The 14,325-nt window shown below is 31.6% G+C and carries 15 protein-coding genes; 14 read left to right on the forward strand and 1 reads right to left on the reverse strand.

What is annotated here, in order from left to right; genetic code table 11:
- The first annotated feature begins 7 nt into the window (after nt 1–7).
- The 10 genes from ACREVU_RS17465 (at nt 8) to citG (ending at nt 9,695) form a co-directional block, all read left to right on the forward strand.
- Nucleotides 8–1,465 carry a methylaspartate mutase subunit E gene (locus ACREVU_RS17465; protein ID WP_431552874.1) on the forward strand — a complete coding sequence of 486 codons (1,458 nt, stop codon included), beginning with the start codon at nt 8–10 and terminating at the stop codon, nt 1,463–1,465.
- 52 nt (nt 1,466–1,517) lie between these two features.
- Nucleotides 1,518–2,759: a methylaspartate ammonia-lyase gene (locus tag ACREVU_RS17470; protein WP_431552875.1), complete on the forward strand. Its 1,242-nt coding sequence runs from the start codon at nt 1,518–1,520 to the stop codon at nt 2,757–2,759.
- Nucleotides 2,760–2,852: 93 nt separating this feature from the next.
- Complete coding sequence (locus tag ACREVU_RS17475) at nt 2,853–3,695, forward strand: fumarate hydratase (RefSeq protein WP_431552876.1); 843 nt, start codon at nt 2,853–2,855, stop codon at nt 3,693–3,695.
- Nucleotides 3,696–3,715: 20 nt separating this feature from the next.
- Entirely contained in the window at nt 3,716–4,273 is a 558-nt protein-coding gene (locus ACREVU_RS17480; RefSeq protein ID WP_431552877.1) for a Fe-S-containing hydro-lyase, read from the forward strand.
- 32 nt (nt 4,274–4,305) lie between these two features.
- Nucleotides 4,306–4,569 (forward strand): citrate lyase acyl carrier protein, encoded by a 264-nt coding sequence (gene citD / locus ACREVU_RS17485; RefSeq protein WP_431552878.1) that lies wholly within the window; start codon nt 4,306–4,308, stop codon nt 4,567–4,569.
- Between the two features lie 12 nt (nt 4,570–4,581).
- Entirely contained in the window at nt 4,582–5,454 is an 873-nt protein-coding gene (locus ACREVU_RS17490) for an HpcH/HpaI aldolase/citrate lyase family protein (RefSeq protein ID WP_431552879.1), read from the forward strand.
- 49 nt (nt 5,455–5,503) lie between these two features.
- A complete protein-coding gene (gene citF / locus ACREVU_RS17495; protein WP_431552880.1) occupies nt 5,504–7,042 on the forward strand; it encodes a citrate lyase subunit alpha in 1,539 nt (512 codons plus the stop codon).
- Nucleotides 7,043–7,246: 204 nt separating this feature from the next.
- Nucleotides 7,247–8,290 carry a [citrate (pro-3S)-lyase] ligase gene (gene citC, locus ACREVU_RS17500; protein WP_431552881.1) on the forward strand — a complete coding sequence of 348 codons (1,044 nt, stop codon included), beginning with the start codon at nt 7,247–7,249 and terminating at the stop codon, nt 8,288–8,290.
- 6 nt (nt 8,291–8,296) lie between these two features.
- Nucleotides 8,297–8,809: a citrate lyase holo-[acyl-carrier protein] synthase gene (citX, locus tag ACREVU_RS17505; RefSeq protein WP_431552882.1), complete on the forward strand. Its 513-nt coding sequence runs from the start codon at nt 8,297–8,299 to the stop codon at nt 8,807–8,809.
- Nucleotides 8,799–9,695, forward strand: coding sequence for a triphosphoribosyl-dephospho-CoA synthase CitG (gene citG, locus ACREVU_RS17510; RefSeq protein ID WP_431552883.1), 897 nt, complete (start codon nt 8,799–8,801; stop codon nt 9,693–9,695). The genes citX and citG overlap by 11 nt, the downstream gene beginning before the upstream one ends.
- Before the next feature lie 115 nt (nt 9,696–9,810).
- Here the strand turns inward: citG and ACREVU_RS17515 are convergent, their stop codons facing one another.
- The gene (locus ACREVU_RS17515; protein ID WP_431552884.1) at nt 9,811–10,497 is read right to left on the reverse strand and encodes a L,D-transpeptidase family protein; all 687 of its coding nucleotides are present in this window, start codon (nt 10,495–10,497) and stop codon (nt 9,811–9,813) included.
- Nucleotides 10,498–10,558: 61 nt separating this feature from the next.
- Between ACREVU_RS17515 and ACREVU_RS17520 the strand changes: the two genes are divergently transcribed.
- From ACREVU_RS17520 to trxA, 4 genes are all read left to right on the forward strand, one after another.
- Nucleotides 10,559–11,113: an RNA polymerase sigma factor gene (locus ACREVU_RS17520; protein ID WP_431552885.1), complete on the forward strand. Its 555-nt coding sequence runs from the start codon at nt 10,559–10,561 to the stop codon at nt 11,111–11,113.
- Nucleotides 11,110–12,165 carry a DUF4652 domain-containing protein gene (locus ACREVU_RS17525; protein ID WP_431552886.1) on the forward strand — a complete coding sequence of 352 codons (1,056 nt, stop codon included), beginning with the start codon at nt 11,110–11,112 and terminating at the stop codon, nt 12,163–12,165. The genes ACREVU_RS17520 and ACREVU_RS17525 overlap by 4 nt, the downstream gene beginning before the upstream one ends.
- Before the next feature lie 311 nt (nt 12,166–12,476).
- Nucleotides 12,477–13,721 (forward strand): tetratricopeptide repeat protein, encoded by a 1,245-nt coding sequence (locus tag ACREVU_RS17530; protein WP_431552887.1) that lies wholly within the window; start codon nt 12,477–12,479, stop codon nt 13,719–13,721.
- Between the two features lie 208 nt (nt 13,722–13,929).
- Complete coding sequence (trxA, locus tag ACREVU_RS17535) at nt 13,930–14,247, forward strand: thioredoxin (protein WP_431552888.1); 318 nt, start codon at nt 13,930–13,932, stop codon at nt 14,245–14,247.
- Nucleotides 14,248–14,325: the final 78 nt, after the last annotated feature.

Consider the following 14,325-nt stretch of genomic DNA (forward strand, 5'->3'; position numbering starts at 1 on the left):
GATTTTAGTGGAATTAAGAAATAAGAAATGGACAGACGAAGAGTTCTTTGAAATTAGAAAAGAAGTATTAAACCAGTGGCCAACAGGTAAAGAGGTAGATTTAAAAGAAGCTATAGAATACAATAAGAAAATTCCTGATCATAAAAATTTTGCAAAGAAATTAGTAAAAGCTAAAGAAGCAGGTATAACACTAGCACAACCAAGAGCAGGTGTGGCATTAATTGACAAGCACATCGAACTTCTAAACTTCTTAGAAAAAGAGGGTGGCGCTGATTTACTGCCAACAACAATAGATAGTTATACAAGGTTAAATAGATATGATGCATGTGAAATAGGAATAAAGGACAGTATAACTGAAGGAAGATCATTGTTAAATGGATTTCCAGCAGTAAATCATGGAGTTAAAGGTTGTAGACAAGTATTCGAAGCAGTAAATATTCCATTAGAAGCAAGACATGGTACACCCGATGCAAGACTACTTGCTGAAATAACTCATGCTTCAGGTTGGACTTCAAATGAAGGCGGCGGAATTTCTTACAATATTCCTTATGCTAAAAATGCAAGTTTGAAAAAATCAATGTTAGATTGGCAATATTGTGATAGACTTGTTGGTTATTATGAAGAACAAGGAATATCAATAAATAGAGAACCTTTTGGACCATTAACAGGAACCTTAGTTCCACCTAGTACATCAAATGCAATTGCAATAATAGAAACATTAGTTGCAGTTGAACAAGGAGTTAAAAACGTTACAGTTGGATATGGTCAGTGTGGTAACTTAATACAAGACGTAGCAGCTATAAGAGCTCTAGAGGAACAGTGCCAAGAATATTTAACAGCTAATGGATACAATGATGTATATTTAACAACAGTAATGCATGAATGGATGGGAGGATTCCCAGAAGATGAGGCAAAAGCTTTTGGAGTTATAGCAACAGGAGCTGCAGCAGCTGCACTTGCAGGAGCAACAAAAGTAATAGTTAAAACTCCTCATGAAGCTGTAGGAATTCCTACTAAAGAAGCTAATGCTATGGGAATAAGGGCTACAAAAATGACTTTGAACTTATTAAGTGGTCAAAGAATGGCTATGTCTCCAGAATTAAAAACTGAAATTGAAATAATAAAAGCAGAAACGAAATGTATGGTAGATATGATTTATAAAGTTGGAAAAGGTGATTTAGCTGTAGGAGTTATTAAAGGCTTTGAAATGGGAATTATTGATGTACCATTTGCACCAAGTAAATTCAATGCTGGTAAAATGATGCCTGCAAGAGATAATAATGGAGCAATTAGATACTTTAAATTCGGTAATCTACCATTAACACAAGAATTGAAAGATTTTAATAGTAAAAAGTTGGAAGAAAGAGCGAAGTTTGAAAATAGAGATGTATCCTTCCAAATGACAATAGATGATATATTCGCAGTAGGAAAAGGTGTATTAATAGGAAGACCAGAAAAAAAATAAATAAAAATGTTTTTATTAGATTCAAAAATATATAGAAGGATAGGTGTATATTATGAAAATTATTGATGTATTATGTTCAACAGGAAGAACAGGATTTTATTTTGACGACCAAAGAGCTATAAAAGCTGGAGCAGGACATGATGGTTTTACATATGTAGGAGAACCAGTAACAGAAGGATTTACATCCATTAGACAAGCAGGAGAATCAATATCAGTAATGATTATACTTGAAGATGGTCAAGTAGCTTACGGAGATTGTGCAGCTGTACAATATTCAGGAGCTGGTGGAAGAGATCCATTATTCCTTTCAAAAGATTTTATCCCAATTATAGAAAAAGAAATAGCACCAAAATTAATAGGTAGAGAATTAAATAACTTTAAAGAAATGGCAGAAGAGTTTGACCACATGTTAGTTAATGGTAAAAGACTTCATACAGCTATAAGATACGGAGTAACACAAGCTATTCTAGATGCTGTAGCAAAAGCTAAAAAAGTAACTATGGCAGAAATCGTTCGTGATGAATACAAAACTGGAGTAGATATTAAGAGAATTGCTATATTTACACAATCAGGTGATGATAGATACAATAGCTCAGATAAAATGATAATTAAAGGTGCAGACGTAATGCCTCACGCACTAATAAACAATGTAGAAGAAAAATTAGGACTTAAGGGTGAGAAATTACTTGCTTATGTTCAATGGTTAAGTGCTAGAGTATTAAAACTCCGAACTGATAAAAACTATAACCCAATATTCCACATAGATGTATATGGAACAATAGGAGTTGCTTTTAACAATGATATAAAAGCTCAAGCAGACTATATAGCAACACTTGAAGAAGCTGCTAAACCATTTGCTTTGAGAATTGAAGGACCAATGGATGTTGAGCATAGAGAAAGACAAGTTGAAGCACTAGCTGCATTAACTGCTGAACTTGATAATAGAAAAATCAATGTTGAACTAGTTGCAGACGAATGGTGTAACACATATGAAGACGTAGTATTGTTTGCAGATAAGAAAGCAGGCCATATGCTTCAAATAAAAACACCAGACTTAGGTGGAGTTAACAACATAATTGAATCAATACTATACTGCAAGAAAATGGGCCGTGGAGCATACTGTGGTGGAACATGTAATGAAACTAACAGATCAGCAGAAGTTTGCACAAACATAGCTATTGCTTGTGGAGCAGACCAATGTCTTGCTAAACCAGGTATGGGTGTAGATGAAGGATACATGATAGTTAATAATGAAATGAATAGAGTTGTAGCTCTAGTTAATAGAAAAAAATAATTAAATATAAATTTGGGAAAATTACTTAGATAGGCGGTTTATATAAACTGCCTTTTCCCATATTAAAATATTTACTTAAAAAGGAGTCAACGAATGAAGGAAATAAATGTAGCAGAAATAACAAAAACCATAAAAAAACTATGTATAGATGCTAATTACTACCTCTCTGATGATATGAGAGATCAATTAAAAAAGGCTAAAGAAAAGGAAACTTGGGATATAGCAAAAGGCATTTTAGATAAGATTTTGATAAATGCAGATATAGCTAAAAATGAAAAAATGCCAATGTGCCAAGATACTGGTATGACTTGTGTGTTCATAGAACTAGGCCAAGAGGTTCATATAATAGGTGGCGGGCTTGAAAGTGCTATCAATAAAGGTGTAGCGCAGGGTTATGAAGAGGGATTTCTAAGGAAGTCAGTAGTTAGTGATCCAATTCAAAGGGTAAATACAAAGGATAACACTCCAGCAGTTATATATTATGATATAGTGCCAGGAGATAAATTAAAAATAACTGTAGCTCCAAAGGGATTTGGGTCAGAAAATATGAGCCAAATTAAAATGCTCAAACCTTCAGATGGACTTCAAGGGGTTAAAGAATTTATCATAAAAGTAGTAAAAGAAGCTGGTCCTAATCCATGTCCACCTATAGTGGTAGGAATAGGTATAGGCGGGACTTTTGACAAGGCAGCAAATCTTGCTAAAAAAGCAGCAGTTAGACCTACTGATAAGCCAAACGCAAATCCATACTATGAAAATCTTGAAAAAGAGCTTAAAGAGGAAATAAATAAGCTAGGCATAGGACCTCAAGGTTTTGGGGGAAAAACTACTGCTTTAGCTGTTAATATTGAAACTTATCCAACTCACATAGCAGGTCTACCAGTGGCAGTAAACATAAATTGTCATGCTGCAAGACATGCTAGTGCAGAGCTTTAAGGATAAGGGAGGAGAATATTATGGAGAAAAGAATAACTACGCCACTTACGATAGATAAAGTTAAAGATTTAAAAGCTGGAGACAGTGTACTGTTATCAGGTGTAATATATACAGCTAGAGATGCAGCTCATAAAAGACTAGTTGATCTTATAGATAAGGGAGAAAAACTTCCAATAGATGTTAAAGATGCAGTTATATATTATGTAGGACCAACTCCTGCAAAACCTGGAAATGCATTGGGATCAGCAGGTCCAACTACTAGTTATAGAATGGATGCTTACACACCACAACTTTTAGATAAGGGTTTAAAGGGAATGATAGGTAAAGGACTCAGATCAGAAGAAGTTGTAGATTCCATGATTAAAAATGGTGCTGTATATTTTGCAGCTATTGGTGGTACGGGAGCTTTAATTGGCAAATGTGTAAAAAAGGCAGAAATAGTAACTTATGAGGATTTAGGCTCTGAAGCTATAAGAAGACTTGAAGTAGAGGATTTACCTATAGTTGTAGTAATAGATAGTCAAGGTAACGACCTATACAAGCAAGGTCAAAGTGCTTATTTAGAAAGTGTAAAATAAATATAACTTAAAGTAGAGCGAGAGGTGATACCATGGAAATAAATAAACCAGCCAAAGCAGGAACAATGGAATCTAACGATATATATGTAATGATTATGCCTAGCCCTAAGGGTGGTATTGAAATTAATCTTCAGAGTATTGTTATGAAACAGTTTGGTGAAGAAATAGAAAAAGTAATACGTAATACTCTTAAGGAATTAGGAGTTGAGAGTATTATAGTAAATGCTCAAGATAAAGGTGCATTAAATTATACAATAAAAGCTAGAATAGAAACTGCTACAAAAAGAGCTCAATAAGAGGTGATTAATATGAAAAAGTTGAGAAGAACTATGCTTTTTATGCCAGGTAATAATCCGGGAATGCTTCAAAATGCAGGCATATTAGGTGCAGACTCAATTATATTAGATTTAGAGGATGCTGTAAGTCTAACAGAAAAAGACAGTGCTAGAATTTTGGTAAGCGAAGCTATAAAAAATGTAGATTATGGCAATGTAGAAGTAGTAGTAAGGGTAAATCCATTTACTACGGAATTTGCAAAAAAAGATATTGATGTAATAGCAAGAGTTAAACCAGATACACTAATGATACCAAAAGCTACAGAAGAAGAACTTATAGCTATAGACAAAATACTTACAAAGATTGAAAGTGAAGAAGGATTTGATGCGAAAAGTATAAAATTAATTCCTTTAGTAGAAACAGCCTATGGTCTTGAAAATGTTTATAGCATAATAAAATCTTGTGACAGAATAGTAGCTATTTTACTTGGAGGAGAAGATTTAACTTCAGATTTGGGTATTGTGAGAACAAAGCCAGGAGAAGAAATTTTCTATGCAAGAAATAAAGTAGCTGTTGCCTGCAGGGCAATGAAGGTGGACTCTATAGACACTCCATTTACAGATACCAATGATTTTGATGGATTAGCAATAGACACTAGGAAAGCTAAAAGTTTAGGATTTACAGGAAAAGCTGCAATAAGTCCAAAACATATTGATACTATTCATTCTGTATATGCTCCAAGTCTAAAGGAAATAAAACATGCCCAAAGGGTACTCGAGACTATGGAAGAAGCAGAAAGAGAAGGAAAAGGAGTATTTTCTCTAGATGGTAAAATGGTAGATGCTCCAGTTATAAATAGAGCTAAAAACACAGTAGAACTAGCAAGAGTTTTAGGTCTTATCTAAAAGCTTATTAGAAGCTACTTTAGTGTATTAGTTAATTGAGGTGATAATAATGAAAAATGTATTAGGTAGAGAAATACCTGAATATATAGAAGGTTATGGAAAAGTAATCCCTTATGAAGGTGCATTTAAACATGCCGGTATTAAGGTGAAAAAAGAAGTAAAATTAAACTGCGTAACTCCAAATGACAAAAAAGTTTTAAGTAGTATTGAGGAAGTTTTAGACAAGGTAGAGTTAAAAGATGGCATGACAATTTCATTTCATCATCATTTAAGAAATGGCGATCATGTACTTAATTTAGTTGTTGCTGCTATTGCTGCTAGAGGAATAAAAAATATTACATTAGCGGCAAGTTCATTATTCCCAAACAATGTGCCTTTAATTGAGCACATAAAAAATGGTGTGATTACTAAAATATTCACTAATTATATGTCCGGTCCAGTAGCGCAAGAAATTTCTAGAGGAATATTAAAAACTCCAGTAATAATGCATACCCATGGTGGACGTGCTAGAGCAATCGAAAGTGGAGATTTGCACATAGATGTAGCTTTCATTGCAGCACCTACAGCGGATACTTATGGAAATGTTAATGGATTGTATGGAAAATCAGCATGTGGTGCTCTAGGTTATGCAGTAGCAGATGCCGAGTGTGCAGACAAGGTAGTAGCAATAACGGATAATTTAGTACCATATCCAGCTTGCCCTATTGAAATTAGTCAGATATATATAGATTATGTTGTAGAGGTGGATTCTATTGGTGATCCAGCTGGAATAGTATCAGGAACTACAAAAATTACTAACGATCCAGTGGGACTTAAAATAGCTAAAATGGCTAACCAAGTTATGGTGGCTACCGGTCTTGTTGTGAACGAAATGTCATTTCAAACAGGTGCAGGCGGAACTTCACTAGCTGTAGCTGCAGAACTTAAGAAATACATGAAAGAAAATGAGATAGTGGGAAGCTTTGCATCAGGTGGAATAACTGGATATCTTGTAGATATGTTTAAAGAAGGATTGTTTAAATCCTTATTTGATGTACAGTGTTTTGATTTAGAGGCAATTCAGTCCTATGTAAGTTCACATAAGCATCAGAGAATGTCTGCTTCTATGTACGGAAACCCAGATAACAAAGGCGCGGTTGTAAACAACCTAGACATAGTTATCTTAGGTGCTACAGAAATAGACACAAACTTTAATGTTAATGTAACCACTGGTTCAGATGGCGCTATTATGGGCGGGTCTGGAGGACATAGTGACACAGCAGCAGGAGCTAAGCTTACAATAATTGTTACGCAATTAATGAAGGCAAGACTTCCAATTATAGTTGACAGTGTAACTACAGTAACAACTCCAGGTGAAAGCATTGATGTTATTGTAACAGAAAGAGGAATAGCAGTTAATCCAAGAAGAACAGATATAATAGAGAAATTAAAGAAAACCAATCTTCCTATAATGACAATTGAGAAGCTTAAAGCAATAGCTGAAAAGATGACAGGTAAACCAAAAGCTATTGAATTATCAGATGAAATAGTTGCAGTTATAGAATATAGAGATGGATCAGTAATTGATGTGGTTAGAAAACCTCTATAATACATAAAATAAAGCTGGAATTAATAATTTCCAGCTTTATTTTATTTCATATTATTATTTTCTAGTAAAACTAGATATATTGGCTTTTTATATATAATAAACATATAATATATTTAAATATAGTGTTGTTAATTGCACCATCGAAGATGATGATTTAACGACGTTTTAGCACTATCGGTGATGATTTAATGAGGAGGAATTTTTATGTGCGGAATTGTAGCCCAGAAAATTAATCTATTGGATAAAGATGCAGTAAAAGAAGTAAGAGATTTTTTACAAACCTTTCAGCTATTACTTGATGATAACGTTGATTATACTATAGTTGTTAGGCAAAATGAAGAAATTAAAGCCACCTGCTCTAAGGCGAAAAATGTGTTTAAATGTTTTGCGGTTTCAGAGGATTTAAGAGGAACTGGTGTAGCAGCTATTCTTATGGGAGCAGTATCAGATAGGTTATTTGAGGAAGGAATTTATCATAGTTTTATATTTACTAAGGTAGCAAATATAGATATATTCACCTCACTTGGGTACAATCTTATCTATAAAATAGAAAATGTGGCTCTACTTGAAAGTGGAATATATGATATAGAAAAGTATTTGGAAGATTTGAAAAAAATATATAATATAGATGGAATTACTAAAAAGTCAGCAATAGTTATGAATTGCAATCCATTTACTTTAGGGCATAAGTATTTAATAGAAGAAGCTGCATCACAAAGTGAAGAGGTACTGGTATTTATAGTTGAAGAAGATAAATCCTCGTTCCCATTTATTAATAGATATAATATGGTTAAAGAAGGTGTTTCACATTTACCTAATGTGAGGGTGATTAAAGGTGGAGAATACATCATTTCCGAGGCTACCTTCCCAACATATTTTTTAAGGAAAAAAGATGAAATACTAAAGGCTTATACTACACTCGATGCGTCTATTTTTGGGAAATATTTTTGTCAAACTCTAAATATAACTAAAAGATTTATAGGAGAGGAACCATATTGTCAGGTTACAAATGCTTATAATGATGCTTTGAAGGATATTTTACCGAGTTTTGGAGTAGAAGTTGTAGAGGTAAAAAGAAAGGCTTTTATGGATGATATTATTAGCGCGTCGAAGGTGAGAAAATTAATAGTTGAAGGAAAAATATCAGATATTCAGAAGCTTGTTCCGAGTTCAACTTGGAAATTTTTAAATACTTTAGCAGGAAAGGAGATAATGGGGCGGATCAAAGTAAGTGATTCTCCACATTAATATGATATGTATACAGCAGAAGATATATTTCTAGAAAGAGAAAGAAGAGTTGAGTTTCAAGAAAAACTATTAGAAAAATATAAAATGTCAATACTGGTTATAAGGGTTAACTATCCTGGAATAAATAAGGATAACCATTTTTCACAACAAATAACTATCATTATAGAGCAAATACTTAGTGAAATATTTTCTTATTCTATTCATTATAAAATAATGACTACTACTGCGGAAGGTCCTATTGTGATTATGGCTATAAACAAAACAGCAATAGAAATAAAATCAATAACACTTGATATTGAGGATAAACATATTTTAGGAAGATGTGTAGACATAGATGTATATGATGAAAATGGTAGGGGTATTGGTCGAGAAAATTTTGGACTTGGCATGAGAAAATGTTTTATTTGTGATGATATAGCTCATAATTGTGTAAGAAGTAAAAAACATAGCAAAGATGAAATTGAAGGATTTATAAAAAATAGATATTCGGAATATATGGAGAAATTTTATGGAAAATAAATATTTAATATCAAAGGTTGCGTTTAGTATAGCCTCCTATGCAATTGAAGCAATGCTATGCGAAGTGGCTTCATATCCATCACCGGGCCTCGTGTCTTCTATATCCAAAGGAGCTCATGTGGATATGGACCATTACTTATTTATTAAAAGCACATCTATCTTAAGCAAGTACATGGTGTTATTTGCGCAGGAAGGATATTCAAATAGAACTCCTAAAGAAATATTTGTAGCTATTCGAAATATAGGAATAGAAGCCGAGTGTGAAATGTTCAAGGGCACCAAAGGTGTCAACACACATAAAGGTATGATTTTTCTTTTAGGGATAAGTTGTGCAGCTGTTACAAAAGCAATCTATGATAAAGTGGATTTTAGTGAAATTAAAAATATAATAAAGCAAATGACTAAAGGGCTTGTTCAGAATGAACTATGCTATATGGATAAAGATAAAGCCAAAAGCTATGGTGAAAAATTGTTTGTAAAATACAATGTACAGGGGATAAGAGGTCAAGTAGAGAGCGGCATCCCCCTAGTATTTGATTATGCTCTTCCAGTATATAAAGAAAATAAAACTTTATCATTAAATGATAGGTTAATACATACGCTTATTTCCATCATGCAATATTGTGAGGATTCTAATGTTCTTCACAGACATTCAATGGATATGCTAAAACAAGTACAGAAAAAGGCAAAACATATAATAACACTTGGCGGAATGTCTACAAATGTAGGAAAAGTATCAATAGAAGAATTGGATGTTGAATTTATAAAAAGAAATATAAGTCCGGGGGGATCTGCAGACCTACTCGCTGTAACTGTATTTTTTAATTCTGTAGAGGAATATTTTAATAAAAATTTAGTTATGCACAGCATGGGTAATGCTTTATAAACAAGTGTGTATAATTTTTGTGGATAAACTAGTTTTGAAATTCAGATTGTGGATAACCTCAGTAAAAAGAAATTAACATATACTATTATTTTATACAAGTGTATCCATCCATTTTCTAATGGACGGATACACTTGTTCCATATGGAATATTAGTATATATATATTTAGCATCATCAATAGCAAGTCTTATGCAACCATGGGATAGTGGAGTTCCCAGTCTACCATCTTGAATATTTTCATTATTATCAAGCAGTACCGTGTGAAATAAGTAATTACCATAAAATCTTGTATAGTAATTGCAAATAGTATTTGACCCAGCTCTAAACATTGGTCCTTTATCTTTAATTATAAAATTACCTTTTACAGTAGGGGTAGAGGATTTTCCAGAAGAACACATAAAAGACTTATCTAAAATCCATTTTTCCTCGGATTTTGTGAAAATATTTACTCTTTGTTTTGATAAATCAACTTGAACATAGAAATTTGTGCCACTAGTAGCCTTTATTGAATTTATAGAAGACTCCAATTGCTTAACAGATTTATAATTGTTTAACGCAATATTTGCAGTACTGTTTTTATTATTAGAAAATACTGGTTTAACAGTATTAAATTCTGTGTTTTCAAGGGGTGGTATAATTAGCTTCTCAAGAGTTTTTATACCAACCGCCCCGTCAATATCTAGTCTGCATTTATATTGAAAATTTAATATGGCATCATAAGTAAGTGCCCTAAATAAGCCATCTGATTCGAGCTTATATCCATATGCATTTAATCTAAGTTGTATATACTTTCTCCCTGTCACTTTTATTTATTTCAAACGTATATTAAGTAGATTCAAAATCCATCCTAATGGGGGAATGAAAGTGCAGGAAGATTTAAATTTAATTGAAAGCATATTGGACGGAAATGTTGATAGCTTTAATATATTAGTTAACAAATATGAACTTACAGTTTTAAGGTTCATTTACAACATGATAAAGGATAAAGAAGCCTCAGAGGATATAACTCAAGAAGTATTTATTACGGTCTATAATAAACTTTACCTTTATGATAAAAATCATAAATTTTCAAATTGGCTACTGCAAATTTCAAAAAATAAATGTATTGATTATATAAGAAAATATAAAAGGGTGTATGAATCAAACATAGAGGATATAACAAATATTATGTCAAAAGAAATGTCGCCAGAACAAGTAGCAGAATTTAAAGAAACTAAAGAAACTATAGAATCTTATCTAAATTGTTTAAATGAAATAGATAGGCAAATACTAATTATAAAATATTCACAAAACATTACATTTTATGATTTAGCGCAAATTTTAGAAATGACAGAGTCTAATGTAAAGCGGAGATACTATAGTAGCAGAGAAAAATTTAAAACTTTTATATCTCAAAAGGAAAAGGGGTGTAAAGAATGAATTGTAATATGTTTAAAGACAGATTAGATGATTATGTACTAGGAAATATTTCTAATGATTTAAAATTTGCATTAGAAAAACACATGGAAGGATGCGAAAGTTGTAGAAGGCTATATGAGAAAGAAGTTAAAATGGATAGAGATTTTAAAATTATTTTATCAATAGATGGGATAGATTTTAACAGTTCAAGGGCTAGTATAATTAAGTCTATAGACAAAAATAGATATAGTAAAAAGACTTCAAATAAAGTTTTATACAACTTTAGAAAATATAAAAATAAATATATATCTTATGCAGTGGCAGTTATAGCTATGATAGTATTCATTCCAATTATGCTAAAGGGTTATCCTGGAGTTAGCTATAAGAGTGAAACCTCTGATAAAAGCACAGCCATGGATAGGTCAAGCCAGCAAGAACTTATTAAAAGCAGTGAAAATAATGCTGCGGGTAGTTCCAAGAAAAGTTTAGCAATGGATAAAACCGATAAAGGAAGTGTAGCCTCAAAGAGTGTGGCATTACAGAATGGAACATTACAATTTAAAAAAACTACAATTGCAAAACTGCCTTTATTAAGTTATGAACTTAAGTGGAAAACCTCTCCAGATGGGAAAAGTTCTGCTGCTATAGATATAAGTCCAGTGAAGGACGTAGATTTTGGTATACATTTACTATACATTAAAAATATAAATACCAATGAAATAGTAAAATATGAAGTTATTAATAATGATAGGCAATTCACACCGAGAAATATACAATGGTGGGATAATGAGCATTTAATAATAGTAGCTGGTTTGGGATACGGCACTGTAGCCTTCGGATCAGAAGTTTATAGTTTAAATGTTAATACTAGTGAACTTTCAACCTTGTATCAGGAAAATGATAAAAAACGTCAAATGTTGGAGTTTGAAAAGGTGGGGCAGGATTTAATATTCCAATTGATAATCTATAATGATGATACCCTTAATGCATTTCATAAGGGTACAGGCAAGATGACATTATCACAATTAGACAAACCATCAGAAATGAAAATTATAAGTGAAGAGAAAAAATAAGGTTATGAGTAGTAAAGTATGCAATTTATTCTTTTTCGTGTTTTTTAAACTTAAAGACGGGAGGGAGAGTATATATTACGTAAGATGCATTCGAACAAGCTTTAGTAATTCTTAACTAATTTTAATGAAAGATGCGTATAGAAAAGTGCGTGTTTGAGCGTTATCGAGTTTGCACTTTTTAGCATCTTTCATTAAAATTTGTTTAGAATTACTTAGCGCAGAGAGATGCATCTGTAGTAATATATACTTTTTCTATTTTTCTAGTGGTATAATTAGAATACTCATAAATATAGGAAACTAAAGGTGAAACTATGGATAAATCAGGGAAAACATATGTAAAAGCTATGAACAAATATAATGATGGATATATAGACAAATCATTAGCTCTTTGTGAAAAAAGTATTTCTTTAAATGTTACAAATGCTGCAGCTTTAAACTTAAAGGGGATTTTATATTATCTAAAAGGCGATTTGGAAAATGCAAAAAGAACGTGGAATATAAATTATAAAAGAAATAATGATAAAATATCAAAAAAATATATGAAGGATAGCCTACATGATGTGGAAAAACTAAAGCTGTATGCTAGTTCCCTGGAGTTAGTAAAGGCTTTTAATATATCAGCTGCTCTAGAAATTCTAAATCAGTGTAAAAATAGCGACTTTAATTTTATAAATGTAAATAACCTTATTAGCCTTTGTTATATAAAACAAGGAGAATATGATAAAGCACTATCTCATATAGAGAAAGTTTTAAAAACCGATAAAAAAAATACTGAAGCTATTATGAATAAAAAAACATTAATTAATTATGGTAACTTAAAGCGGGAAATAAACTATAAGAAAATATTTATAGGCTGTGCTGGTGTACTTGTAATAATATCATTGATATTATTAAGTAAGGGATATATATATAAATTAAAAAATATTTCAACAATGGGTACAAATAAAATTGAAAAAAGCACTGAATTAGTAAGGCGTGGTTCAAGTGTGAGCATAGAGAAATCCACAGAGAAAAAACCTATAGAAAATAAAACCATAGATATACCGAAATTTCCAAAAGAGTTACTTGCAGAAAGCATAAAGAATAATAACATGGAGCAAATAGTTGGATATTTGAATGAATGGAGCAAGGTTGATTTGGATATGAATGATAAATTACTTATGGTAAAAGGCGAAGAATTAATTAAAAGTAATGGAATAGTATACTTTTATGAAAAAGGTATAGAGAATATGGAAGATAAAAAGTATACAGAAGCTGAAAAATATTTTTTATACGGATTACCTTACTCCAAAGATAATTATCTTAATGAACATATCATCTATATGTTAGCTGTAAGTTACAAATCTAGTTCTGATTTTGAAAAAGCTAGTAAATACTACAAAGATTATTTAAAACAATTTTCTAAGGGAAGTTATACCGAGGAAGTTTTATATAATTTAATTCTTATAAATAAAGATTTAGATAAAAACAAAGCAGTTGGGTATGCAGAAAGATTAGTAGAACGATTTCCAAACTCACAATACTATAACACTATAGTTAAGAATATATTAAAATAGCCAAAGGCATTTTTATATTTTTGTTTGGATATACTACTAATAGTACATTATATAAAGTCATGCAACAGAAATCTACAATTTGAAAGTTGTAAAAAAGCCAAGTTTTAACAAATAATTAATAAAATATTATTGACTAGTCACATAATAAGGTATACAATAATAGTATAGAGTATACCCCAATAGGGTATAAAAATTGGAGGTAATAAATATGATTAAGGAAATTAATGATAAAAATTTTAATGAAGAAATTACGAATTCTAATAGCATAGTTGTAGTTGATTTTTGGGCACCTTGGTGTGGACCTTGTAAAATGCTAAGTCCAGTAATTGAAGAATTAGCAAAGGAAATGGGGAAAGAAGTTAAATTTGCAAAAGTAAATGTAGATGAAAACCCATTGATATCATCAAAATATAGAATTGCAAGTATTCCAACAGTTATGGTATTTAGTAAAGATGCAGTAAAAGAGACTATGGTGGGATTTAGACCTAAAGCGGACATAAAGAAAATAATTCAAAGACATTTATAAAATTAGCTAGAAGTATTTTGGAGATATATTATTTAAATTTTTATAATTTAAATAGATATCTCCATTTTACCTATGACA

This window comes from Clostridium sp., assembly GCF_050717535.1.
GTDB lineage: Bacteria > Bacillota > Clostridia > Clostridiales > Clostridiaceae > Clostridium_AD.